Origin of the sequence: Cryobacterium sp. TMT2-18-2 (assembly GCF_004402245.1) — a bacterium.
GTDB lineage: Bacteria > Actinomycetota > Actinomycetes > Actinomycetales > Microbacteriaceae > Cryobacterium > Cryobacterium sandaracinum.
Window position 1 is genome coordinate 29892 of the sequence record NZ_SOFU01000023.1, and the last position, 24156, is coordinate 54047.

Annotated in this window: 28 protein-coding genes; 6 read left to right on the forward strand and 22 right to left on the reverse strand. The window is 67.9% G+C overall.

The window, feature by feature from the left end:
- Positions 1 to 12: 12 nt before the first annotated feature.
- The 9 genes from E3O22_RS07280 to rpsB form a co-directional block, all read right to left on the reverse strand.
- Positions 13 to 741: an alpha/beta hydrolase gene (locus E3O22_RS07280; RefSeq protein WP_134396266.1), complete on the reverse strand. Its 729-nt coding sequence runs from the start codon at positions 739 to 741 to the stop codon at positions 13 to 15.
- Positions 742 to 769: 28 nt separating this feature from the next.
- Positions 770 to 1066, reverse strand: coding sequence for a hypothetical protein (locus tag E3O22_RS07285; RefSeq protein ID WP_134396267.1), 297 nt, complete (start codon positions 1064 to 1066; stop codon positions 770 to 772).
- Between the two features lie 39 nt (positions 1067 to 1105).
- The gene (locus E3O22_RS07290; RefSeq protein WP_241976551.1) at positions 1106 to 1780 is read right to left on the reverse strand and encodes a lytic transglycosylase domain-containing protein; all 675 of its coding nucleotides are present in this window, start codon (positions 1778 to 1780) and stop codon (positions 1106 to 1108) included.
- Between the two features lie 80 nt (positions 1781 to 1860).
- Entirely contained in the window at positions 1861 to 2409 is a 549-nt protein-coding gene (locus E3O22_RS07295) for a DivIVA domain-containing protein (RefSeq protein ID WP_134396268.1), read from the reverse strand.
- Between the two features lie 46 nt (positions 2410 to 2455).
- Positions 2456 to 3451 (reverse strand): phosphatidate cytidylyltransferase, encoded by a 996-nt coding sequence (locus E3O22_RS07300; protein WP_241976552.1) that lies wholly within the window; start codon positions 3449 to 3451, stop codon positions 2456 to 2458.
- A gap of 15 nt (positions 3452 to 3466) precedes the next feature.
- Complete coding sequence (frr, locus tag E3O22_RS07305; protein ID WP_104103176.1) at positions 3467 to 4021, reverse strand: ribosome recycling factor; 555 nt, start codon at positions 4019 to 4021, stop codon at positions 3467 to 3469.
- Between the two features lie 31 nt (positions 4022 to 4052).
- On the reverse strand, positions 4053 to 4769 hold the full coding sequence (gene pyrH / locus E3O22_RS07310) for a UMP kinase (RefSeq protein ID WP_134396269.1): 717 nt from the start codon (positions 4767 to 4769) through the stop codon (positions 4053 to 4055).
- A gap of 170 nt (positions 4770 to 4939) precedes the next feature.
- Entirely contained in the window at positions 4940 to 5767 is an 828-nt protein-coding gene (gene tsf / locus E3O22_RS07315; protein WP_134396270.1) for a translation elongation factor Ts, read from the reverse strand.
- 9 nt (positions 5768 to 5776) lie between these two features.
- A complete protein-coding gene (rpsB, locus tag E3O22_RS07320; RefSeq protein ID WP_134396271.1) occupies positions 5777 to 6697 on the reverse strand; it encodes a 30S ribosomal protein S2 in 921 nt (306 codons plus the stop codon).
- 323 nt (positions 6698 to 7020) lie between these two features.
- Here rpsB and E3O22_RS07325 point away from each other — a divergent pair, with 323 nt between their 5' ends.
- Positions 7021 to 7620 carry a M23 family metallopeptidase gene (locus E3O22_RS07325; protein WP_134396272.1) on the forward strand — a complete coding sequence of 200 codons (600 nt, stop codon included), beginning with the start codon at positions 7021 to 7023 and terminating at the stop codon, positions 7618 to 7620.
- 56 nt (positions 7621 to 7676) lie between these two features.
- Here the strand turns inward: E3O22_RS07325 and E3O22_RS07330 are convergent, their stop codons facing one another.
- On the reverse strand, positions 7677 to 8672 hold the full coding sequence (locus tag E3O22_RS07330) for a tyrosine recombinase (protein WP_134396273.1): 996 nt from the start codon (positions 8670 to 8672) through the stop codon (positions 7677 to 7679).
- A gap of 11 nt (positions 8673 to 8683) precedes the next feature.
- Positions 8684 to 9583, reverse strand: coding sequence for a phosphodiesterase (locus tag E3O22_RS07335; RefSeq protein WP_134396274.1), 900 nt, complete (start codon positions 9581 to 9583; stop codon positions 8684 to 8686).
- A 231-nt stretch (positions 9584 to 9814) separates the two neighbouring features.
- On the opposite strand from E3O22_RS07335, the gene E3O22_RS07340 reads away from it, so the two are divergent.
- The 3 genes from E3O22_RS07340 to E3O22_RS07350 all read left to right on the forward strand — a co-directional run bounded on the left by E3O22_RS07340 (position 9815) and on the right by E3O22_RS07350 (position 12318).
- Complete coding sequence (locus E3O22_RS07340; RefSeq protein ID WP_134396276.1) at positions 9815 to 10321, forward strand: hypothetical protein; 507 nt, start codon at positions 9815 to 9817, stop codon at positions 10319 to 10321.
- Positions 10322 to 10434: 113 nt separating this feature from the next.
- Complete coding sequence (locus E3O22_RS07345; RefSeq protein WP_134396278.1) at positions 10435 to 11448, forward strand: hypothetical protein; 1014 nt, start codon at positions 10435 to 10437, stop codon at positions 11446 to 11448.
- Between the two features lie 69 nt (positions 11449 to 11517).
- Positions 11518 to 12318, forward strand: coding sequence for a hypothetical protein (locus E3O22_RS07350; protein ID WP_134396280.1), 801 nt, complete (start codon positions 11518 to 11520; stop codon positions 12316 to 12318).
- 524 nt (positions 12319 to 12842) lie between these two features.
- Here E3O22_RS07350 and dprA read toward each other — a convergent pair.
- The 5 genes from dprA to E3O22_RS07375 form a co-directional block, all read right to left on the reverse strand.
- The gene (gene dprA, locus E3O22_RS07355; RefSeq protein WP_134396282.1) at positions 12843 to 14102 is read right to left on the reverse strand and encodes a DNA-processing protein DprA; all 1260 of its coding nucleotides are present in this window, start codon (positions 14100 to 14102) and stop codon (positions 12843 to 12845) included.
- The gene (locus tag E3O22_RS07360; protein WP_134396283.1) at positions 14099 to 15634 is read right to left on the reverse strand and encodes a YifB family Mg chelatase-like AAA ATPase; all 1536 of its coding nucleotides are present in this window, start codon (positions 15632 to 15634) and stop codon (positions 14099 to 14101) included. Before E3O22_RS07360 ends, dprA begins: the two co-directional genes overlap by 4 nt.
- A complete protein-coding gene (locus E3O22_RS07365) occupies positions 15634 to 15990 on the reverse strand; it encodes a YraN family protein (protein WP_134396285.1) in 357 nt (118 codons plus the stop codon). The genes E3O22_RS07360 and E3O22_RS07365 overlap by 1 nt, the downstream gene beginning before the upstream one ends.
- 244 nt (positions 15991 to 16234) lie before the next feature.
- On the reverse strand, positions 16235 to 16948 hold the full coding sequence (locus E3O22_RS07370; protein ID WP_241976553.1) for an SGNH/GDSL hydrolase family protein: 714 nt from the start codon (positions 16946 to 16948) through the stop codon (positions 16235 to 16237).
- Positions 16949 to 17006: 58 nt separating this feature from the next.
- Positions 17007 to 18146 carry a dipeptidase gene (locus E3O22_RS07375; RefSeq protein WP_134396287.1) on the reverse strand — a complete coding sequence of 380 codons (1140 nt, stop codon included), beginning with the start codon at positions 18144 to 18146 and terminating at the stop codon, positions 17007 to 17009.
- 141 nt (positions 18147 to 18287) lie between these two features.
- Here E3O22_RS07375 and E3O22_RS07380 point away from each other — a divergent pair, with 141 nt between their 5' ends.
- A complete protein-coding gene (locus tag E3O22_RS07380; RefSeq protein WP_134396289.1) occupies positions 18288 to 19100 on the forward strand; it encodes a metal-dependent hydrolase in 813 nt (270 codons plus the stop codon).
- Positions 19101 to 19160: 60 nt separating this feature from the next.
- Positions 19161 to 19607, forward strand: a complete 447-nt coding sequence (locus tag E3O22_RS07385; RefSeq protein WP_104103135.1) for a nitroreductase family deazaflavin-dependent oxidoreductase — start codon at positions 19161 to 19163, stop codon at positions 19605 to 19607.
- A 75-nt stretch (positions 19608 to 19682) separates the two neighbouring features.
- On the opposite strand, the gene E3O22_RS07390 is transcribed toward E3O22_RS07385, so the two are convergent.
- From E3O22_RS07390 to E3O22_RS07415, 6 genes are all read right to left on the reverse strand, one after another.
- Entirely contained in the window at positions 19683 to 21152 is a 1470-nt protein-coding gene (locus E3O22_RS07390) for a glyceraldehyde-3-phosphate dehydrogenase (RefSeq protein ID WP_134396291.1), read from the reverse strand.
- A gap of 72 nt (positions 21153 to 21224) precedes the next feature.
- A complete protein-coding gene (locus tag E3O22_RS07395) occupies positions 21225 to 21548 on the reverse strand; it encodes a DUF2469 family protein (RefSeq protein ID WP_066596196.1) in 324 nt (107 codons plus the stop codon).
- Between the two features lie 12 nt (positions 21549 to 21560).
- Positions 21561 to 22202, reverse strand: coding sequence for a ribonuclease HII (locus E3O22_RS07400; protein WP_134396293.1), 642 nt, complete (start codon positions 22200 to 22202; stop codon positions 21561 to 21563).
- Between the two features lie 3 nt (positions 22203 to 22205).
- A complete protein-coding gene (gene lepB / locus E3O22_RS07405) occupies positions 22206 to 22952 on the reverse strand; it encodes a signal peptidase I (protein ID WP_134396295.1) in 747 nt (248 codons plus the stop codon).
- Positions 22953 to 23037: 85 nt separating this feature from the next.
- Positions 23038 to 23382, reverse strand: coding sequence for a 50S ribosomal protein L19 (rplS, locus tag E3O22_RS07410; RefSeq protein ID WP_104169856.1), 345 nt, complete (start codon positions 23380 to 23382; stop codon positions 23038 to 23040).
- A gap of 192 nt (positions 23383 to 23574) precedes the next feature.
- The gene (locus E3O22_RS07415; RefSeq protein ID WP_134396297.1) at positions 23575 to 24153 is read right to left on the reverse strand and encodes an MFS transporter; all 579 of its coding nucleotides are present in this window, start codon (positions 24151 to 24153) and stop codon (positions 23575 to 23577) included.
- Positions 24154 to 24156 lie beyond the last annotated feature (3 nt).

Consider the following 24156-nt stretch of genomic DNA (forward strand, 5'->3'; position numbering starts at 1 on the left):
GACGGTCGGGTACTAGGCCGATGCAGTCCACTCCGTGGGCAGAGGCGCGGCGGCCGGGTTGACCACGGCGACGATCTCGTCGAGTACGCGGCGGGTGGCACTCTCCCCCACCCACAGGTGCTTCCCGCCCTCCACGGCGATGAGCCGGGTGTCCGGCACGCTCGCGAAGCGTTCCCGGGCCTCCTCGGGGCGGAGGTAGTCGTCGAACTCGGGGATGACGGCCACCAGCCTCGCGTCCCGGCCGGCCCAGGCGGCCAGCTCGGCGTCAGACGCCCGGTGCAGCGGCGGCGACAGGAGAATGGCACCCCGGACCGGGTGCTCCAGGCCGTACTTGATTGCGAGTTCCGTGCCGAACGACCAGCCGAGCAGCCAGGGATCGGGCAGCCCGCGCTCGGCGACGAACGCCATCGCGGCGGCAACGTCGAGGCGCTCATCGAGGCCGTCGCCGAAGCTGCCGCCACTCGTGCCGCGCGGCGACGTCGTGCCGCGCGTATTGAAGCGCAACACCGCCAGGTCGGCCAGGGCCGGCAGCCGCCCGGCCGCCTTACGCAGGATGTGTGAGTCCATGAAGCCGCCGTGAGTGGGCAGCGGATGCAGCGTTACCAGCGTCGCCACCGGTGCCCGGCTCACGGGCGTGGCCAGTTCGCCGACCAGGGTCAGGCCGTCCGCGGTGTGCAGCTCGATCTGCTCGCGCACGGCCGGCAGCTCGACGCCGCCACGAATTTCCACACTCGACGTCATGGTTTCTCCCCTGGTGCCGCTTGGGCGGTTATTTGATCTTCCAGCAGTGCGAGTGCCAGTGGCGCCTCGCGGCAAGGTCGGATGCCTCACCCATGACGCCGTCGCCGCGCCAGGCGACCACGTGCGCGGTGCCGGGGGCAACCTCGCCGTGGCAGCCGGGGCAGAGGTACGATTTCACGGCTTGCGGCCCCGGTACGGGTTGCACCGTCCAGAGGCCGTCGCGGCGGGTTTCCGTGCGTCGCCAGCCGGCACGCATCCGCTCAAGGCCGTCATCATCGGCTCCCGGACCGGGCTTGCGGCCACGGGGTCGGTTGCTGCGGGCCATTGAGCCAGTCTACGTGCGACCCTGGACGAACACAGAGCGCTAGTACCAGCCGACGTCGCCGGAGTGCGCCCAGGCGCCGCAGGGGGTGCCGTAGCGGCCCGAGATGTAGCCGAGGCCCCACTGGATCTGGGTCGCGGGGTTGGTCGCCCAGTCATCACCGGCGGTGGCCATCTTGGAGCCCGGCAGCGACTGCGGGATTCCGTAGGCACCGCTGGAGCTGTTCTCCGCATTGACGCGCCAGCCGGACTCCTTGTTCCAGAGCGACACGAGACAGTTGAACTGATCGTCGCCCCAGCCGCGGGCGGCCACCGCATCGGCGGCAATCGCCTGCGCGGAACCGGGGTCAGGAACGGCCGCCGATGGAGCCGAACTCGACGCGGACCGGGACGCGACGGGAGCGGCGACGGGAACGGGAACGGGAACGGGCTTGGGTTTCTCGGTGACGGTGAAACTGTCACGCGTGAAGGTGTTCGAGGCTGCGGCAGTGACCTGGATCTCCTGGGCTGCCTCACCGTTGAATCGGTCACCGGCAACCTGGAAGTAGGGTGAGGCCGTCGCGCCGGAATACGGGTCGACGACCGTGACGAGTACGAACGCCGCTGCGGCGGTGAAGGCGACGAGGGGGATGCGCCCTCGCGGGCGGGACCTTCTCATTCTGACCTTGACGGGCCTGACGGCGTGTTCGGACTCAATGATGTTCAGATGTCTACCCACGATTTTTCGAGCCTATCGGAAATCCGACATAACAGCCAGATAACGGTGCCGATTGACCTCGACACGGCGCGCGACGCACCTCAACGGACGGCCAGGATCACGTCGACGACGCTGTCCAGCACAACGTCGACCTGGGCTTCCCGGTAACCGCCGTGCTGGGGCCGGAAGACGGCACAGCGCACATCTTGCACCGTTATGGGGAGCCCGTCTTCGAAGTACCGGACGAGCTTGTGGGAGAGCCGGTCGACATCCGCCCGGCTGTAGCCGACGCTGAGGACGCTCACCCGGTGGAAGCGGTGTCCGTCCTTCCGGCTGAGCCGGTTCACGAGCACCTGAGCGAGGTCATGCACCTCGGCCAGCCACGCCTCGGTGCCCTGCGCCTGCGCCGCACGGTCCCGGTCGCGGGTCGCGAAAGCGTCTTCGAGACGCTCGAGGGCCGCATCCACGTGCGTAGGCGAATATCCGCCCTTGTGCATGCTGAACGCGGTGTGACGGATGTCCTCGGCGGTCAACCCGACGCTGTCGTCGGTGGCGTCATACGCTTTTCGGGCGACGGCGAGGAACTCCTCCACCTGCGGAGCGCTGTAGCCGAGCGTCTTCTTGCCGGTCCGAGGGAAGGTGGAGGTCACTGGGACATTCTGCCTCACTGCCGCGCGCCTGACTAAACCGAGGCCGCTAAGCGAAGATCAGGTAGAGGGCGTACGCGGCTGCGGCCGACGGCAGGATCGAATCCAACCGGTCGAGGAGACCGCCGTGACCAGGCAGCCAGGAACTCATATCCTTGATGCCGAGGTCACGCTTGATCAGGGATTCGGCCAGGTCGCCGAAAGTCGCGCTGAACAAGATGACCACCCCGAAGACAAGGCCGAACCACCAGGGCTGGTCGAGCATGAACACGGCGAGCAGCACGCCGATCCCGAGACAGGCGACGCCGGCGCCGGCGAACCCTTCCCAGGTCTTCTTCGGGCTGATCGAGGGGACCATGCGGTGCTTGCCGAAGCTGAGGCCGGCGGCGTACGCCGCGGTGTCGGCGGAGATGACCAGCAGCAGGAAGGCGAGGGTCCACCACTGGCCGTCGGGTTGGGCGACCAGGAGCACAGAAAAGCTGCCGAGGAAGACGACGTAGGCCTGGATCAGGAAGCCACCACCGATGTCGCCGAGCACCTCCCGGGCGGGAGCGCGGTGGGCGCGCCGGACGAGAAAAGCCAGCCGCCACAGGGCGATCAATCCAATGCCGGCGAGCGTGGCCAGCCACTGGCCGGCCGCGCCGAGGTAGAACGCGGCAGGCACGACGCCCACGGATGCCAGGACAACCGGCACGCGCGGCACGTTGCGTCCGGCGAGACGGAGCGCCTGAGCAAGTTCAAAGGCCGTGAAACCCACGAACGCGATCGCGCAGACCATGAACAGGTCTTTGATGAAGATGAGGCTGAACAGCATGAACAAACCAAGCGCGAGCCCGATCAGGGTTGCCAGGATCAGGTTACGCCCGGTGCGCGCCTGGATGCGTTCCTGAGTCGCATCCAGTTGCGCCCGGGTCGCCAGCATCTGACGTTCGAGATCGGCCTTCTTCGACTGCATCTGGGCCCTGAACTCGGCGCGACTGACACCATGCTCACGCTTGGCGCGCAACCCTTCGCGTTCTCCGGAATCGCCTGATTCGTCCGTCATGAGGCTGGATCGTCCTTAGATCTCGAGGAGTTCTGCTTCTTTGCGCTTCAGGGCGTCATCGATGGCATCCACGTGGGTCTTGGTAATGTGTTCGAGTTCTTTCTCGCCGCGGGCCACGTCGTCGTCTCCCACTTCACTCTTGAGCGCGTCGAGGTCGTCCTTGGCCTTGCGGCGCAGGTTGCGCACCGACACCTTGGCATCTTCGGCCTTGGTGCGTACGATCTTGACATATTCCTTGCGGCGGTCCGCGGTCAGCTCCGGCAGTGTGGCCCGGATGACGTTGCCGTCGTTTCCGAGGTTGGCGCCCAGGTTCGGAGTGTCGCGAATGGCCTGCTCGATGTCTCGCAGGGCGCCCTTGTCGTACGGCCCGATCAGGAGCGTGCGGGCCTCCTGGTTCTGCAGCGAGGCGAGCTGTTCCAGCGGCGTCGGTGTGCCGTAGTAGTTCACCAGGATCTTGGCGAACATCTGCGGGTTCGCACGACCGGTTCGCACGGTCGCGAAGTCGTCTTTGGCGGCTTCCACGGCCTTGTGCATGCGGGCGGTGGCGTCGGACAGAACATCCGTGATCACGATGACTCCTTCTTCGATGGCATTGTCAAGCTTAGTTGGAGACGAGGGTTCCCAGATCGGCGCCGAGAATGGCGGCCGTCACGTTGCCGTGCGGGGCCATCCCGAACACCTGCATGGGCATTCCGTTGTCCATGCAGAGGCTGAAGGCGGTCGAGTCGACGACCTTGAGGCCGCGCTGCAGGGCCTCCTGATAGGTGATGTGGTCGATCTTGTGCGCGTCCGGGTTGGTGCGCGGGTCGTCGGAGTAAACCCCGTCGACGCCGTTCTTGGCGACGAGCACGATGTCCGCATCGATTTCCAGGGCACGCTGAGCCGCAACCGTATCGGTGGAGAAGTAGGGCAGCCCGGCGCCGGCGCCGAAGATGACCACGCGGCCCTTTTCGAGGTGGCGTTCCGCGCGACGAGGGATGTACGGTTCGGCGACCTGGGTCATCGCGATCGCGGACTGCACCCGTGTCTCGGCTCCGGCCTGCTCGAGGAAGTCCTGGAGGGCCAGGGCGTTCATGACGGTGCCGAGCATGCCCATGTAGTCGGCACGGCCGCGGTCCATTCCACGCTGCGACAATTCGGCACCGCGGAAGAAGTTGCCGCCGCCGACGACGATCGCGATCTCGACCTGCTTGGCCGCCTCGGCGATCTCGCGGGCGAGGGCACTGATGACGTCGGGATTGACGCCCAGGCTGCCTGCCCCGAAGGCTTCGCCGGAAAGTTTGAGGAGGACCCTGCGCTTCTTGACCGTGTCTGACATTCTGTGCGCTTCTTCCCTCGTGATGCTCTGTGCCGTGCCGTGCTGTGCCGTGCTGTGCCGTGTTCCGGCGGTGTTCTAAAACTACTGGGTGGGCTGGTGGGTGCCCACACACAGAAGGAGACCGGATTGCGACTGCAACCCGATCTCCTTCACTACGATCGAACGACCGGTTACGCGCCGACCTTGAATCGGGCGAAGCCCGAGACGGTCAGTACGGCATCAGCCAGGACCTTGCTGACGGACAGCTTGTTGTCCTTGGCATAATCCTGCTCGAGGAGTGCAACCTGCTTGAAGTACGCGGTCACGCGACCCTCGACAATCTTGGGCAGTGCCGCCTCCGGCTTGCCCTCGTTCTTCGAGATCTCGGTGACGATCCGGCGTTCGGCCTCAACGAGGTCGGAAGGAACGTCTTCGCGAGCGAGGTACTCGGGGTTCGCGAAAGAAATGTGCTGAGCCACGCTGCGCGCGGTCTCCGCGTCATCTCCGGAGTAACCCAGAACGACGCCGACCTGCGGGGGCAGGTCCTTGCTGGTCTTGTGCAGGTAGATCGCGAACTTCTCACCCGTGACGGATGCGACGCGGCGAAGTTCGAACTTCTCGCCAATGATCGCGGCCTCGCCGTCGATGAGCTGGCCGACGGTCTGACCGTCGACCGGAGCGGCCAGGCCTTCCTCGACCGTGGTGGCCGTGGCAGCGGCGACCGCGTCCAAGACCTTCTCCGCTAGTGCAACGAACTTATCGCCCTTGGCGACGAAGTCGGTCTCGCAGGCGAGTTCGATCAGGGTGGCAGTGTTGCCGATTTCCTTGGCGGCGACGAGTCCCTCGGAGGTGGAACGATCGGCGCGTTTGGCGTTACCCTTCGCACCCTTCATTCGAAGGAGTTCGACGGCCTTTTCCATGTCGCCTTCGGCTTCAACGAGGGCGTTCTTGGTGTCGACCATGCCGGTACCGAGGCGCTCGCGCAGCGCTTTGACGTCTGCGAGGCTGATGCTTGCCATGCTTGGTCCTTACTTGGTTTCTTCGGCGGGAGCGTCGGCTGCAACAACGGCTGCGGCTTCGGCTTCTGCGGCGGAGGCTGCGGCGGCTTCCTCGTCGGCAACCGGCGCGGCCACGACGGCCTCGGCGGTCTCGTCGGAGACGGCGGCGGCTTCGTCAGCTGCCGGGGCGTTCTCGGCAGGAGCGGCCAGGAGTTCGGCTTCCCACGCGGCGAGAGGCTCGATTTCGGCCTCCGGCTTGGCGTGGCGCTGGATGAGACCCTCGGCTGCAGCGTCCGCGATGATGCGGGTCAGCAGGCCGACGGAACGAATGGCGTCGTCGTTGCCCGGGATCGGGTACTGGACGTCGTCCGGGTCGCAGTTGGTGTCAAGGATCGCGATGACGGGGATGCCGAGCTTGCGGGCTTCGTCAATGGCGAGGTGCTCCTTGTTGGTGTCCACAACCCACAGCGCCGACGGCGTCTTCGTGAGGTTGCGGATGCCGCCGAGGCTCTTGTGCAGCTTGACGAGCTCGCGCTTCTTGATGAGCATTTCCTTCTTCGTGAAACCGCTCTTGGCGGTGTCCTCGAAGTCGAGCTCTTCAAGCTCTTTCATGCGGGCCAGACGCTTGGAAACGGTCTGGAAGTTGGTGAGGAGGCCACCGAGCCAGCGCTGGTTGACGTAGGGCTGGCCCACGCGGATGGCCTGTTCGGCGATCGATTCCTGCGCCTGCTTCTTCGTTCCGACGAAGAGGATGGTGCCACCGTGGGCAACCGTCTCCTTGACGAAGTCATAGGCCTTGTCGACAAACCCGAGCGACTGCTGCAGGTCGATGATGTAGATGCCGGATCGCTCCGTGAAGATGAAGCGCTTCATCTTCGGGTTCCAACGGCGGGTCTGGTGCCCGAAGTGCACGCCGCTGTCGAGCAGCTGGCGGATGGTTACGACGGCCATGAGCCGTTCTCCTTGTCCGGCGCGCGCTGCGATGCAGGCGAACGCCAATCGGTTTGTGTCGTGATCGGATGATCACTACTCCTGGTGCCCGGCACAGAACCGCCCCGCATCTGAAAGAAACGAGGACCGAGTGGGTCTGGAGGCCGAATGGGCACGCGTAGTCAGCGCGCAAGCGCTGCTCCGGGAAGTTTAGCACCCACGGGGGTGCCTCGCGCGCGCGCCGGCACGTGCGGGCGTCCCTCCCCAGGCGGGGTGGTCCGGGATCCGGTCACGAATACCGCCCTCACCGGTTTCGGGCGGGACGGAGGCCGCACGGTGGTGGCATGAATGCCTTCCGTCTGCTCCTCGCGGCCGCGCTGCTGCCGCTGTCCTACCTGTCCATCGTGCGGAGCGACGCGGCGGGTGCGACACCATCCGGGGCGGCGTCAGTCACGGAGACGGCTCCGGAGACGGCTCCGGAGTCGGCTGCGGAGACGGCTGCGGAGACGGCCACCTCCGGCACCTGGCACTGGCCGCTGGCTCCGCCGCATCCGGTGCTCCGGGGTTTCCAGGCGCCGGCCACGCTGTATGCGCCGGGCCATCGGGGTCTGGATCTGTCGGCCAAGGTCGGCCGGCAGGTGGTCGCACCGGCCGACGGTATCGTCTCGTTCGCCGGGGTCGTGGTCGACCGCCCCGTGCTCTCGATCGAACATGCCGACGGCCTGGTGTCCAGCATCGAGCCGGTGTCGGCCAGTGTCGCGGTCGGTGACCGGGTCGCGGCAGGGCAACCCGTCGGCCAGGTTGCTGACGGCGGGCACTGCGCTGGGCAGTGCCTGCATCTTGGCGCCCGGTTGAACGGTGGCTATGTGTCACCACTGCTGTATCTGGTCGGCGTTCCTCGCGCGGTGCTGCTGCCGGCCCTGCTCCTGAGAGGAGACAGCTGAGGGGCCGGCAGCCGCGAGGCAGTCGCGGAGCAGTCCCGGAACCCGTCGCCGGGGAGTCAGGCGCGCGGGTGCGCGGTGCGGTAGCTCTGTTTGAGGCGTTCGGCCGAGACATGAGTGTAGATCTGGGTGGTGCCGAGGCTGGAGTGGCCGAGCAGCTCCTGCACGGCCCGGAGATCGGCTCCGCCGTCGAGCAGGTGGGTGGCCGCCGTGTGGCGGAGGGCGTGCGGGCCCGCCGGGCCATTGCCGGGCACATCGGCGAGCAGAGTGGCGACCAGCCGGTAGACCGCCCGCACGCCGAGGCGCTGGCGGCGCGCACCGAGGAACAGCGCGCCCACCGACGTCCCCGCGGTCTCGGCAGCGGTGCCCGCGGTCTCGGCGGGCGCTGCGGTCTCAACGAGCCGGGGGCGGCCCCGTTCGAGATAGGCGAGGATCGCGTGCTGGGCCGGCACGCCGAAGGGAACGACGCGTTCCTTGGAACCCTTGCCGGTGACCCGCACAGTGAGTCGGTGCAGATCGACGTCGGTGACGTCGAGGCCAACGAGCTCCGACACCCGCAACCCCGACGCATAGAGCAGTTCCACTATCGCGAGGTCGCGCAGCGCCGCCGGGTCGGGACCCGCGGCACGAAGTTCCAGGTGGGTGAGTAGCTCCTGCATTTGGGTGTGGTTGATCACGCGGGGCAGTGGTCTGCCGGGTTTCGGCGAGCGCAGCCGCACGGCGGGGTCGGTTGCGCTGCCGCCGGTGCGTGCCAGCCAGGCCGTGAAGCTGCGGGCGGAGGCCGACCGCCGGGCAATGGTCGCCCGCGCCAGCCCCGACTGGGTTCCGACCCACAGCCAATCGCGGAGCAGATCGAGGCTCAGCGCCGCCGGGTCGATGACGCTGCGGGTTTCGGCGAAGGCGATCAGTCCCGCCAGGTCGGTGCGGTAGGCGCGCACGGTGTGCACGGAGAAGCCGCGCTCAACGGCCAGGTAGACCACGAAGTCGTCGACAGACGCATCGAGGAGGTGCACCGGCGCGGGAACCGGCGGTGGTACACGAACGGACTCAGGCATAGTCACCTCGGTCAGACCTGCCGCGAGAAGGCCTCGGTGCGCTCGTCGGGCGTGAGCGCCTTCATCCGGTCGAGGAAGGCCGCGTCGAAGCCGGTCGCTGCCGGAAACTCGCCGAGAGCCACATGCGAGTGCACGATCTGGTCGTCGTAGACATGCACGAGGTTGATCGATTGCCCACCCTGCAGACCGCTGAGCGCCCCCTGCGGCGCGGTCGGATCGATCGTATAGCAGGTCGCCGCGGCGACCGACACCGGGATACCCGCGAAGAGTCCGGTCGTCGCGTAGTGCAGGTGTCCGCCCAGGATCGCCCGGATATCGCTGCCGGCCACCACCTCAGCCAGTCGGGGCTGCCCCCGCAGCTCGAGAATGGACATCAGCGGCAACATCGTCGGCACCGGCGGATGATGAAGCGCCAGCAGGGAGCCGTGCGGAGCAGACTCGCTGAGCACCTCGGCCAGCCACGCCAACTGCGCGCCGGACAGGTCGCCGTGGTGATAACCCGGAACACTCGTGTCCAGTGCGATGATGCGCACTCCCCCGATGTCGAAGACCCGGTCGATCGGCGCCGAGGATGCTTTTTCCCGGAGCAGCTCGGTGCGGAAGGCCTCGCGCTTGTCGTGGTTCCCCATCACCCAGATGACGGGCGCGCCCATCCGTTCGGCCGCGGCCTCGACGATGTCACGCACCCGGCGGTACGCAGCGGCTTCACCGCGGTCCGCGATGTCACCGGTGAAGAGCAGCGCGTCGGGCCGAAGGCCGGACCGCTCCAACTGCGCCATCGCCTGGTACACGGTGGTGTCGGTGTCGACCGCGCCGTAGAGCGCTCGGCCTCCGCCGAGGAAGTGGGTGTCGCTGATATGCGCGATGAGGTGGGTGGCTGGAGGGTATTGGCCCAGTTGCACGACTGACATGACTCACCTTTCGTGGGTGCCGCCCAGACTACGGCCTGCCCCCGACGTCGGCCTGTCGTCGCGCCAATTCACCCTTCGGCGGGAATCGCGCGAGCTCACTATTGGGGGTACCCGGAGTCCCGTTCTGGAGGCGCATCCGGCCCAACGGCGCACACGAGACCGCCCTCGCTTTCAGCACGTGTCCTCACAGATGAGGACTGTCGAGACCCGAGATCGATAGAAGGGCATCACATGACCGAAAAGACCACACCCCAGGCAACCGCCGGCACCGCCAAGCAGCTGCGGGTGAGGAGCATCGCGCTCGTCGCGGCCGCGATGCTCCTGGTCGGCGGAGGCGGAGCGTACGCCTACTGGTCGACGACCGGCTCCGGCACCGGTGCGGCGGCCAACGCCAAGTCCAACGGCACGCTGGCGCTGAGCGCCCACCTGGCCGACAGTCTGACCCCGGGCGCCTCCGTGCCGGTCACGTACTCCGCAAAAAATACGGGCACGTCCAGCCTCAAGGTCGCAACCATCTCCCAGACCGGCACCACCGACGCCCCGGGGTGTGTCTTCGCCGACAACTTCACGATCGCCCCGTCCGTCGTCTCCGACACGCGCGTGATGCGCACGCCCAGGAACCAGACCGCCGTCGATGTGACCATCACGGGAACATCGACGCTCGAGTTCCTTGACGCCCCTGACGACCAGGACGCCTGGAAGGGCGCCACCGTCACGCTGACGCTCACGTCCAACTAGCTCGATCACAGGTGGACAGGCTCCCTTCGGGCCTGCCCCCCTGTGCGATTTTCATTTTGGTATATCTGAGTCCTTGAATATTCTTGCTCGTTCGACAGCTGTGAGAGGTTGACGTGACTTCCCTCCGTCCCCACCGTTCCGCATCCGGAAACACCCGCCTCTCACTCTTCGGCCTCACCGCCGCCGTGACCCTTGCCGTGTTGGTCGTGTCCGTCACCGGTGGCGCCTCCGCGTATTACACCGCCCCCGGGCTCGGCTCCGGCTCGGCAGCCCTCGGCACGCTTCTTCCGCCGACCGAAGTAATCGTTCCCGCGACGAGCGCCGGCACCGTGAGCCTGCGCTGGACGGCATCCGTCGGCACGCCCGCGCCGACCGGCTACTACGCCACCCGCACCGAGACCGGCACCGGCACGGCGACCCCGGCCTGCGGCACCAGCCCGACCATCACCGTGGCCACCGCGTTTTGCGAGGACCTGCTCGTTCTGACCGGCGACTATACCTACATGGTCACCGCCGTCTACAACGGCTGGACCGCGGCGAGCGCCCCCAGTGGCAGCGTGACGGTCTCGAATCCGACGAACGTCGCGTTCCAGGCCCAACCGTCCGACGCGACCAGCGGTACCGTCTTCACAGCCCAGCCCAGCGTCGCGATCCAGAATGCCGCCGGAGAGACCGTGCCGACCAGTACCAGCCCGGTCACCCTGGCAATCACCGGGTCGCCCGCCGGAGCGAACCTCACCTGCGACCAGAATCCGCTGCCAGCCGGATCCGGCATCGCGGTCTTCTCCGGCTGCCAGTTCGACAAGGCCGGCACGTACACACTCACCGCGACCGCGAACGGGCTCACCGCCGCCACAAGCGGCAGTATCACCATCGCCGCCGGCAGCGCCACGCAGCTCGTGTTCGCAACGCAACCTTCCAACAGCACCGGCGGGATGGTCCCCACCCAGACTGTGGTCACGGTGCTGGACGCGTTCGGAAATACCGTCACCGTCAGCAACGCCCCCATAACCCTCAGCATCACGACGCCCGGCGGTGCCAGGCTCACGCACCCAACCAACCCGCTGGCGGCAGCATCCGGTGTCGCGGTCTTCACCGGCTGCGCCGTCGACAGGGCCGGCACCTAGACGCTCACCGCGGCCTCCGGCGCCCTGACCGCCGCCACGACCACCGCCCTGACCGTTTCCGTGGGCTCCGTGAAGAACCTGTCCTTCACTCAACCTGCCGTTGATTTCTCCGCCACCAGCCAGTCCACGTTCGCCGCGCCCGTCCAACCGGTTGTCACCGTTCAGGACGCCGGCGGAAACACCATCACCGGCAGCACCGCAACGATCAGCCTCGGCCTCACCTCACCCGCCGGGGCCATCCTGACCTGCGCCGCGAACACCCGGGCCGCCGTCTCGGGCTTCGCCGCCTTCGCCGGCTGCCAGATCGACACGGCCGGCAGCTACACGCTCACCGCCACATCGGCCGGGCTCGCCGACGCCACGAGCAACGGCATCAACGTCACTGCCGGGCCCGCTCAGAGACTCGCTTTCACCGCACAGCCCGCCAATAGCAGTAGCGGCGGAACCCCGTTCTCAACCCAACCTGTCATTGCCGTGCAGGATGCGTTCGGAAACACCGTCACCACCAGCACTGCCCCCATCAGCTTCACGACTCAGGCAGGCGCCGCGTTGTCCAGCACCTCGGGCAACCCGCTCGCGGCCGCGTCCGGTGTCGCGGCCTTCACCGGTTGCCGGATCGACAAACCCGGCAGCATCACCATTTTGGTCGGCTCCGTAGCAAAACTAGCCATCGCCTTCCCGACTAGCACTGCCATCAGTCAGAGTGCCTTCTTCACCCAACCGGTTGTCACGGTGCAGGATGCCGGTGGCAACACCGTCACGAACAGCACCGCCGCCGTGACATTGAGCCTCACCAATGCACCCGTCGAGGTCACCCTGTTCGCGTGTGCTTCCGCCAGCACCGCCGGCGTCACGACCTTCACCGGTTGACGGATCGACAAGGCCGTCGCCTACACACTGACGGCCGCCGTGGCAGGCTCCATCACGGCCGCGAGCAACACCATCATGATCTCGGCCGGGGCCGCGTCCAAACTCGCTTTCACCGGAACATTCCCTCAGAAGAGCTACTAGAGGAACGCCCCCTTCGTGCCTCAGCCGGAAATCACGATCCAGGATGCCTTCGGCAACACAGCGAACGTCGCTGTAAGCGTCACGCTCTCTGCGAGTCCGCCTCCCAACAGAGCCGGCACGCTGTTGTGCGCGGCGACAACCGGGACTTCTCTCAACGGTGTTGCTACGTTCAGTGACTGCCAGGTCAGTTACCAAGGCAATCAATCGGGCCTGTACACGTTCAGGGCGGAAGCTCCGGGGCTTGTGAGCGCCTCCGTCATCGTCACGATCGTCCAGTGATCAGGAGTCTTGCAGTGATCATGGATGACAACGACGGAGCCACGGTCGATGTGCTGAAACGTCGACAGGACGGGGGACGACCAGTGGGGGTGAACGGCGAACCGTTACCGGCCGCGCACCCAGCCGGTCTCTTTCTCCCGAACCACTCCCTCCAGATCGAGGGCGCCGAGGGACCCCTGCACCGCTGACATCGACAGTCCGGCCCGGCGGGCGATGTCGGTCACGCTGCGCGCCGCCCGCGTGCTCAGAGCGTCGAACACGCGCACCTGCTCGCTCGTGCGGCCGCCGAACCCGGCCGTGTCTCCGTCGGCTGGCGGCAGGTCGAGGGTGAGGCTCAGCATCCGTTCGCCCACCAGTTCGGCCATCTCCGCGGCTGTGCTGACGCAGACGGCGTCATACTCGCGGATCAGCCGATGACAGCCGGCCGACGTCGGCGAGGTCACCGGGCCCGGAACGGCCCCGAGCGGCCGGCCGAGAGCGGCGGCATGCCCGGCCGTGTTGAGCGAACCCGAGCGCCAGCCGGCCTCGAGCACGACCGTGGCCGCGCTGGCGGCGGCGATCAACCGGTTGCGTTGCAGGAACCTCCATTTGGTGGGCGCGGCCCCGCAGGGCAGTTCGGAAATGATCGCCCCCATCGTGGCGATGCGGCTCAGCAGGGCGTCGTGGCCGCTCGGATAGAAGCGGTCCACTCCCCCGGCGAGGAACGCGACGGTCAGCCCCGAGCTGGCCAGTGCCGCCCGGTGCGCCATACCGTCAATGCCGTACGCCGCCCCGGAGACAATGAGAAAGCCGCGGTCGACGAGCCCGGCCGAGGCCTCCATCGTCACATGCTCGCCGTAGCCGGTGGCCGCGCGGGCACCCACCAGGGCGATCGAGTTGGACAGCGCCGTCAGAGCGGTCGGGATGCCCCGCCACCAGAGTGCGATCGGCGCGTGGACTGCCAGGTCGTCGACGCCGCTCGGCCAATGTGCATCGGTGGGCACCAGGAGCCCGGCGGACGCGCGTGCCGCCTGCTGCAGGGAACGGATCACCTCGGCCGAGGATAATCGCGGCCGCCAGCGTTGCAGGGCCAGCTCCAGTAGGGCCTGCAGGTCGTCGGTCAGTGGTAACCCTGTTGCGGCCAGCGCGCCCGCGAGCCGGGCCCCGGTCCACAGGTCGAGGACGGCAGTGAGTGCGGGCCCAGCCCCCAGTCCCTGCACGAGCAGTCCGGCGGCGCCGTCGCCCGGCTCCGAGATACCGGTCCACGCGGCGCGCGCGAACACATCGGCGGCGGCCGCGGCATCCGCCGGGCCAGACCCGACGGTTGACCGCACGCCCCCGGTCAGCGCAACCACCGTGGATTCCTCCAGCCCAAACAGCATCATGACGTCATTCCCTTCCGCAGATACAAGGCCTGCCCTACCTGTTCGATGCCGGGCCGGGACACGCCCTCGAGGTCGGCGATGGACCAGGCCACCCGCAGTACACGGTCATATCCGCGCATGGTGATGCCTCCGCGTTCAAGCGCCCGGTCAAGGATGGCCGTGGCCGCTCTGCCCAGCCGGGCCTGGGAACCGCGCAGCCAGGGGCCGGGCACATCGGAGTTCAGCGTCCACGGCGTGCCGGCGAGGCGCTGGGCCGCGGCGGCTCGGGCCTCGATCACCCGTCCGCGGGCAACGGCGCTCACCAGTCGGGGCGTCTCAGTGGCCAGCCGCAGCTGGGCGGCAGTGATGCGCTGCACTCGCAGCTGAATGTCGATGCGGTCCAGCAGCGGTCCCGAAATGCGCGCCAAGTAGCGTCGCCGGGAGCTCGGCGGGCAGGTGCAGTTCAGGTCAGGGGCGCCGTACTGCCCGCAGGGGCACGGGTTGGCCGCCATCACCAGCTGGAAGCGGGCCGGGAAGTGGGCGACCGCGTTGGCGCGGTGAATGCTGATCACCCCGGATTCCAGCGGCTGCCGGAGCGCGTCCAGCACCGCCGAGGCGAATTCGGGAGCCTCATCGAGGAAGAGCACCCCGTGCGAGGCGCGCGCCGCCGCGCCCGGCCGGATCTGCCCGCTGCCGCCGCCGACCATGGCCGCCGCCGTCGCCGTGTGGTGCGGGGCCTCAAGCGGCGGGCGGGTGATCAGGGCGCGCCCGACGGCGCAGCCGCTGAGCGACCGCATAGAGCTGACCTCGAGGGAGGCCTCAGCGTCGAGGTCGGGCAGCAGCCCGGGCAGCCGGGCCGCCAGCATGGTCTTGCCGGCGCCGGGCGGCCCCACCATGAACACGTGGTGACCGCCGGCCGCCGCGATCTGCAACGCCAGGATCGCGTCGTCATTACCGATGATGTCGACCAGGTCGGGTTCGGCCGTCTCCGCCGCGGCGTCGCCGGAAACGAGGATGGGGTCAACCGGGATCGGTTCGAGTTCGGCGCCGTGCCAGATCGCGGCGTCCCGCAGGGAGGCGACACCGATCACCCGCACGCCCGGCACGAGGGACGCCTCATCGACGTTGCCGGCTGGCACCATCACCGTGCCGTGGCCAAGCCGGGAGGCCGCGATCACAGCCGGGAGCATGCCCGGCGTCGGCCGCAGCCGCCCGTCGAGGGCCAGCTCGCCGATGTGCACTACCCGGCCCACCGACGCGGCCGAGACCACCTGGTCGGCCCCGAGGCAGGCCAGCGCGATGGCCAGGTCGAAGCCCGACCCGTGCTTCGGCAACGACGCCGGGGAGAGGTTGATGGTGAGCTTGTTGCGGGTGAGCGGACAGCCCGAGTTCTTCGCCGCCGCCCGCACCCGCTCGGTGGCCTCCGACAGGGCCGCATCGGGCAGCCCGATCAGGATGATGCCCGGCAGCTGCCCGGAGATGTCGGCCTCCACCTCGACCAGTGCCCCGGTCAACCCGACCAGGGCCACCGCATGCGTGCGGGCGAGCCCCATCAGAACACCCCCGTCAGGTGCTCGATCACGGGCTCGGTGCCGGGACGGATGATCACGGCGATGGCGTCGACACGGATGCGGGCGGGCCGGGCATCCGCCTGTTCGCACCACGCCGCCGCGAGGCGACGCAGCCGGGTGAGCTTGGCGACCGTGATGGCCTCGAACGGATGCCCGAAGCGGGTTCCCGAACGCGTCTTCACCTCGACGAAGACGACCTCTCCCCCGAGCTCGGCGACCAGATCGATCTCACCCTGCCCGCAGCGCCAGTTGCGCTCCACGACCCGGTAGCCGGCGGCGGCGAGGAAGAGGGCGGCGCACTCCTCGCCCTGTCTGCCCAGTTCGTCTTTGCGTGCCACGAGCACCTCCGCCCCCAGCGTGCCGGGTAGGAACTCCCGGCACTCCCGGGGTCGACAAGCTGTGCGGTCGGCGGCGCGGCCTCGTCTGGGGAGGACCACCCCCGGCCCGCCTCCAGCACCACCGTCCCGAACGCATTCGACGCCGGCCCGCGGTCCGTCTGTGCTGTTCAGTGCTGCGTCCACGCGGTGCAATCAGCTCTGCCGTTCCGGGAGCGACACAACTAAACGATCAGGATTCCCTCCGCTACAGCCCCAGTGCGGCGAGCTCCGCGTCCATCCGCTCGGCGAGGGCGGCGTAGCCGGCGTCGTTGGGGTGCAGGCCGTCGTCGGCCATCCACTCGGGGTGCCCGTCGAGCCAGTGGGAGGCGCCGGAGATGTAGTCTGCGTCGGCGCCGAGCGCGGCCGCCTGAACCCAGCCGATGATCTGCTCCACGGAGTCCGGGCGCTCCTCGGTGTACCAGAACGGCTCCACGACGATGAGGCGCGCCTCTGGCAGGGCCACCCGGATCGTCTCGAAGTCGCGGGTGATCGCCGCCTCGATCTCGTCGGCGCGGGACGGCATCGAGAAGTTGTCGTTGAGCCCCATGGTGCTGATCACGATGTCCGGCCGGGCAGCGATGACCTGGTCGATCAGATCATCCCCCCGCCGCTGGTTCACGAAGCCGAGGCCGTTGCGGCTCGGGTTGACCTCGGTCCAGTCGCGCTCGGCCGAGACGATGGTCGACCAACGTTTGTCCGCGGATGAGCCGCCGGTGCCGCGCGTGTAGGAGTCACCGTAGAAGGCAACCACGGTCTCGCCGGGGCCGCGGGCCGCGGGGCCCGAGTCCACCTCGCCCAGGCCGCGGCCCTGGACGCCGCTCTGGGCGAGCATTGCCAGGGCCACCGCCCCCGCGAGCAGCACGGCGGCGGCGGCGATCCACACGGTGATCCGGAGGGCAGGGCGTCGTCGAGGGGTCATGACACTGATTCGGAGCCGGGCGCCGGCCGGGTTGGCGGAACACGCCGGCCCGGCATGCTCAGCGCACCAACCTAGGCACCGAGGAGCCGGATGCCGCGTGTCCGGCGGCCGCGAACGCGGCATCCGTCTCGCGCAACACCCGCAGCACGTTGGCGCCGGCAAGGGCCGCGAGGTCGGCGGCCGGCCAGTCGCGCCGGGCCAGCTCGGACAGCAGCGCGGGGTAACCGTCGACGCCTTCGAGGCCGGCGGGGAACTCGTCGGTGCCGTCGAAGTCGCCTCCGAGGCCGATGTGGGCCATCCCGGCGACGCGGCGGGCGTGTTCGACGTGGTCCGCGACATCCGTCAGCGTCACGACGGGCGCCGGCCCGTCCCGGTCGCCCTCGGACCAGACCGAGTAGTCCTCGGACAGGAATTGCGGCACGAAGGTGAGCATGAGCACCCCGCCGTTGACGGCCAGGCGGCGCAGCACGTCGTCGGGCACATTGCGGGGGTGGTCGCTGAGGGCCCGGCAGGAGCTGTGACTGAAGATGACGGGCGAGTCGGACGCGTCCAACGCCGCGTGCGCCGTGGCCGGGGAGACGTGCGAGAGGTCGACCAGCATGCCCAGCCGGTTCAGTTCGTGCACGTAGTCGACGCCGCGGGGTGTAAGGCCACCGTGCTCGGGTTCATCGGTGGCCGAGTCGGCCCACGTCGTGTTGTGCACGTGGGTGAGGGTGAGGTAGCGCACGCCCAGCCGGGCGAACATGCGCAGCGCGGCCGGTGAGTCGTTGAGGCTGTGTCCGCCCTCGGCGCCGAGCAGGGAGGCGATGCGCCCGGTCGCGCGGGCGGCCTCCACGTCGGCGGCACTGCGCGCGATGCCGAAGTCGTGAGGGTAGCGTGCGGCGAGGCGGTAGACCCAGTCGATCTGCTCAAGCGTGCCCTGCACGGCGTCGGCGCCTGTGTGGTCGTCGCTGACGTAGACCGACCAGAACTGCGCCCCGACCTGCCCTGCCCGCAGCCTGGCGATGTCGGTGTCGGTGGACAGACCGCCCCCGAGACCCTCCACGGAGCAGTCGCGGCTCTGCCGGCACTCCCACGCCCAGTCGTTGTGGCCGTCGATCAGCGGGGCCAGGGCCAGCGCCTGCTCCACGACGACGGATACCGCGACGCTGACAACGACGGATGCCGGGGCGGGCGCGGACGGAACCGGTGTGCTCATGCCCCCACGCTAGTGCCGGCCGGCACGGGCGGGGAGCGGAAGCCACCTACAGTTGAACCGGCCCTGGTGAACCGGCCCAATCGAGGCTCGGCCTGCCCCCGACGGCCTGAATCAGACCTGGACCAGTTAGGACCCCCTCTCATGATGGGTGCACACCATGCCATGACCGGCGCCGCCGCCTGGATCGCCGTCACGGCGACCGCCGGGCACGGTCTCGGGCTCTTCCCCGTGACGCCCGTCGGAACGATCGCCGGCTCGCTGCTCTGCGCCGGGGCGGCCCTCCTCGCCGACGCCGACCACAACTCGGCCACCATCTCGCAATCCGTCCCCGTGCTCGGCCGGCTCGTCACCACGGGGATCTCCCGGGCCTCCGGCGGGCACCGGCACGGCCTGCACAGCCTGCTCGGCCTGTTCTCGGCGTGGCTGCTCGCCACCGTGATCGGTCTCGTGCTCTGGGAGCCCGTCTGGGCCACGGAACCGGTGCGCGTCGGCCCGGCCCTGATGAGCGCCGCGGCGATCGCGTTTGCGGCCAAGGTGCTCGGCCTCTCGAAGCAGTCGTGGGGGCTGGCGTGGGCGATCGGCTTCGCCGTGGCGGCCTTCATCGCCGTTTTCGCCCCGGAGCAGCACTCGTGGTTCGTGATCTGCTTCACACTGGGCTACGGCGTGCACCTGCTGGGCGACCTGCTCACCACCGGCGGGCTGCCCCTGTTCTGGCCGTGGATCCCGAAACCGCCCAGATGGTGGCGCCGGGTACCGGTGCTCGAGAATCTGTGGTCATCGGGCGGCTACCTGTCCGTGCCGGTGCTGGGCAACGCCGGCTCCCTGCGGGAGTGGCTGCTGCTGATCCCGGTCACCGCCTATGCGGGCTACGGCGTGCTGTTCGCGCTGCTGGAGACCTGGGACGTCAACCTGGAGGCCGCGCTAGTGGACATTGCCGGGGCACTGCCGCTGTAGCGGGGGAGAAGACGCCGGGACATCCGTCGGTCGCCCCTGTTCACCTCGTAGGCTGGAGGCATGGGACTGCGTAATCGGCTGACGGATCTGCAGATGAAGACGATGAGCGTGCTGCACCGCGCGGTACTAACGGCCTCCGGCGGGCGCCTGCTCGCCTCGTTCGGGTCGATGCCGGCGGTCGAACTGCACACCATCGGCCGCTCCAGCGGCAAGCGTCGCACAACCATGCTCACCGCGCCCGTGCACGGGCACCAGCGCTTCGTGCTGATCGCCTCGAAGGGCGGCGACGACCGCCACCCTCAGTGGTATCTCAACCTGGTCGCGAACCCCGACGTCGAACTGACCGTGCGCGGCACCACCCTGAAGCTGCGGGCGCGAACGGCGTCCCCCGCGGAGAAAGCCGAGCTGTGGCCGCAGATCGTGGCGGCCTATCGGGGTTACGACGGCTACCAGCAGAAAACCGGCCGTGATATCCCGGTCGTGATCTGCGAGCCCCGGCCGCGCTGACCCGAACCCGGGCCAACGCCGCTCGGTGACTCCGTCCAGAGTGACCCAGACCAGAGTCACTCAGACCAGAGTGACTCAGACCAGGGCGACCGGCTCGATCAACACCTTCGGGAACACCGGAGGATGCACGCCCGCCATCTCCTCCAGCACCCGGATGACCTGGCAGCTGTACCCGTATTCGTTGTCGTACCAGACGTACAGCACGGCCTTCGTGTCGGTGCAGATGGTAGCCAGACCGTCGACGATGCCGGCCCGGCGAGAGCCGAGGAAGTCACTGGAGACCACCTCGGGCGAGTCGATGTAGTCGATCTGCTTGTGCAGCTCGGAGTGCAGCGACATGGTGCGCAGGTAGGTGTTGAGCTCGTCCTTGGTGGTGCCCTGCGTGAGGGTGAGGTTGAGGATCGCCATCGACACGTCGGGCGTGGGCACCCGGATGGCGTTGCCGGTGAGCTTGCCGGCCAGCTCGGGCAGCGCCTTGGCGACGGCCTTCGCGGCCCCTGTCTCGGTGATCACCATGTTCAGGGCGGCGCTGCGCCCGCGGCGGTCGCCCGAATGGAAGTTGTCGATCAGGTTCTGGTCGTTGGTGAACGAGTGCACCGTCTCCACATGGCCTTCCCGGATACCGAAGCGGTCGTTCACGGCCTTGAGCACGGGCGTGATCGCGTTGGTGGTGCAGGATGCCGCCGTGATGATGGTGTCGTCCGCGGTGATGGCGTCATGGTTGATGCCGTGCACGATGTTCTTCAGCGCGCCCTTGCCCGGCGCCGTGAGCAGCACCCGGGCGACACCCGGGCAGGCCAGGTGCTGGCGGAGTCCGTCGGCGTCGCGCCAGCGCCCCGTGTTGTCGACCACGACAGCGTTCTGGATGCCGTATCGGGTGTAGTCGACGGTGGCCGGGTCGCTCGAGTAGATGACCTGGATCAGCGTGCCGTTGGCGAGGATCGTGTTGCCCACCGGGTCGACGGTGATGGTGCCCTCGAATGGTCCGTGCACCGAGTCGCGGCGCAGCAGGCTCGCCCGCTTGACGATGTCGTTGTCCGACCCGCGGCGCACCACGATGGCCCGCAGGCGCAAACCCTGTCCCCCGCCGGCGTGGTCGATCAGGATGCGCGCGAGGAGACGTCCGATCCGGCCGAAGCCGTACAGCACGACATCCGTGCCCGCGGTGACGAAGTCACCCTGCCGGTCGACGACATCCGCCAGCTCGGCCCGGAGGAATTCCTCCCGGCCGCGCCCGGCGCCCTCCAGCTTGTAGGCCATGGCCAGCCGGCCGAGGTCGATCGACGCGGTCCCGAGCCGGAGGGTGCTGAGGGTCTGCAGCAGCGGCAGGGTCTCCTCCAGGGGCAGTTCCACATCGTCGATGTGCCGCGCGAAGCGGTGCGCCTTGAGCAGTCCGATCACCGACTGGTTGACCAGTCCCCGGCCGTGCACGCTCGTGACGACGTGATTTTCCCGATACAGACGGCCGATCAAGGGGATCATCTCTTCAGCGAGTGCCTCCCGGTTGATCCACGAGGCCAGAGCGCGATCAGATTCCTGCAGCAAAAGACATACCCTTCGTTCTCGACCGCATCGTTGCGCCGAGTGTGCAGGCCCCCGGCCTGAGTCTTCGTTGTGCTACTCGTCGAGCGCGAGTTCCTTCGGCAGTTCGAACTCCTTGGACGCGAGTTCCTCGACGTTGACGTCTTTGAAGGTCAGCACCCGCACCGACTTCACGAACCGGTCGGAACGGTAGACGTCCCAGACCCAGACATCTTTCATGGTCAATTCGAAGTAGAAATCGTGCTCCGTGTCACGGCGCACCAGTTCGACCTCGTTCGCGAGGTAGAAGCGTCGTTCGGTCTCCACGACGTACTGAAACTGCCCCACAACGTCTCGGTACTCGCGGTACAGGGCCAGCTCGACCTCGCGGTCGTAGTCCTCGAATTCATCTTCTTCCATGGTTCCTCAATCCTACGCTGTGATCTTCAGCCAGGATTTGCGATGCAGCAGGGTGGGTCCGAGCAGGGCGATCGCCGCCATGTGGGCGGGGCTGCCGTAGCCCTTGTTGCCGGCCCACTCGTAGCCGGGCGTCGCGGCATCCGCCTCGATCATCAGAGCGTCGCGGTGCACCTTCGCGATCACGGATGCCGCGGCCACCGATGCGCAGTCCTGGTCGGCCCGCACACGGGTCACCACGTTGAGCGGAGTGCTCAGTGCCCTGTTCAGCCAGTCGTCGTTGCCGTCCAGGAGCACCACGGCGCCGGTGATGTCGACCCCGGCCGCGAACAACTGCGCGAGGGCCCGCTTGCCGGCGAGGCCGAGCGCAGCGATGATGCCCCGTTGGTCGACCTCCAGCGGCGTCGCGAGGCCGACCGCTGAGTGCAGCGCCCAGGCGACGGCCAGCGGCGCGAGGAGCCCGCGTCGGGGTTCACTGAGCATCTTTGAGTCGCGCAAACCGGCCGGGAAGGCCGGAGCTGAGGCGTTGACGACGGCCACACCTACCCCCACCGGGCCGGCAAGGGCGCCGCGGCCGACCTCGTCGACGCCGATCACGCAGGTCGCCCCGGCGGCCAGCAACGCCCGTTCGACGTCGAGGGTCGGATCCACGACCATTCCCTACCTCGTCTCCGTGGAGACGCCCTGGAAGACCTCCGAGTAGTCGTCGAGCCAAGACCAGCGCGCGGTCGGCCAGCTGATCACGAGGGCGCGCCCGACAACGTTGTCGATGGGCACGAACCCCTTGCCGGGGGTCTCGGTGTTGTAGCGGGAGTCCTTGGAGTTGTAGCGGTTGTCACCCATCACCCAGAGCGAGCCGTCCGGAACGACGATGTCGAAGTCGTCCTGCGAAACGCTCGTCTCCCCGGTCGGCAGAGACACATAGGGTTCGGACAGAGGCACGTCGTTGACGCTCATCTGGCCGAGCGGGTTGCAGCAGGTGACGTGGTCGCCCGGCAGCCCGATGACGCGTTTGATCAGGTGGTCGTTGCTGTCCGGCGCCGACAGCCCCACCGCGGCCATGACCCAGTCCACGGCGGCGATGACGGCGTTCTGCTCAAGGGGCGCCTGCGGCAGCAGCCAGCCGCCCGGATCCCGGAACACGACGACGTCGCCGCGTTCGACCGGGATCAGCTTCGGTTCGAGCTGGTTCACGATGATCCGGTCGTTGATTAGGAGGGTGGTCTCCATTGACCCGGAGGGAATGTAGAACGAGCGCACCAGGAACGTCTTGATCAGGAACGAGATGAGCAGGGCCACCACGAAAATGACCAGAAGGTCACGTATAAAGAGTGCAACGCCGCGCTTCTTGCGCTTTGTTTCTGTTCCCGGGCGATTGGATCGCGTGGGCAGAGAATTTTCTGTCATTAAACCGCCTGAGCTCCTGACCCAGTGTACGGGTGAGGAGCTCAGGGGGAATCCAGCGCAAGCCGGGAGTCGACTGCGACGGGTGTTAGTCGCGCTTCTCCTTGATCTTGGCCTTCTTGCCGCGCAGGTTGCGCAGGTAGTACAGCTTCGCGCGACGCACGTCACCACGGGTGATGACCTCGATGCGGTCGATCACCGGGGAGTGCACCGGGAAGGTACGCTCGACGCCGACCTGGAAGCTGACCTTGCGAACGCAGAACGTTTCGCGCACGCCTTCGCCGGAGCGTCCGATGACGACTCCCTGGAAAACCTGCACACGAGAGCGAGCGCCCTCAACGATGTTGACGTGGACCTTGACGGTGTCGCCGGCGCGGAACGCCGGGATGTCCTTGCGGAGGGATGGGGCATCCACCTGGTCGAGAATATGCATACTGTTCGCTCTCTGTATCCGCCACAGGACGACTACGGCTTATGCGATGCGACACGCGAGGCGTGCGAATCCGCAAATGAATGAGTGTGTTTCGTGCCGATACGTTGCAGCTCCCCTGTGGCAGAGGCTTGCCACGGCACAAGCGATGATTATGTCACGAAACGCACCACCCCCGCAAAAGCTGGGTGAAGGTCAGGCCTCCGGCGCCTGACCGTGCTTCTTCCCGGATTCCTTATTCTCGACCGACTCCTCGGGCGGGTGGAGTGGATGCTCGCGCACGATGATGACGGAGGGATCCGGGGTGGCGCTGAAACCGTCGGTCGGCGGCAGCGTGGGCGGCACGCTCGGCGGGAACGCGGGGCCCCTCGCCGTCTCCTCGACCAGGAGCATCATGGCCCGCATGCTGCGGCGGGCGGCGGCGATCAGCTCCCAGATGGCGAACCAGAACGCGCCGATTCCGACCACGATCACCAGCGCGGCGAGGCCCGGCGCGACGTCGTAGGTGAACCCCATGCCCACGATCAGGGCGTGCCAGAGCGTGAGGATGCCCACGTCGGCCCACGACACCATGCGGGTGCTGCGCACCTCGGTGCGGGCGAAGAAGATCATGCTCACGGCGAGCAGGCCCACACCGACCACGAGGCCGCTGAAGAAGCTGCCGACCACGTCCCAGCCGCCGCTGCCGTAAACGGAGGCGCCGACCAGGAGCCACGCCGGAAGCACGAGGACGGCAATGAACTGCCAGTAGTAGAAGAATCTGCGTACGAACACGAC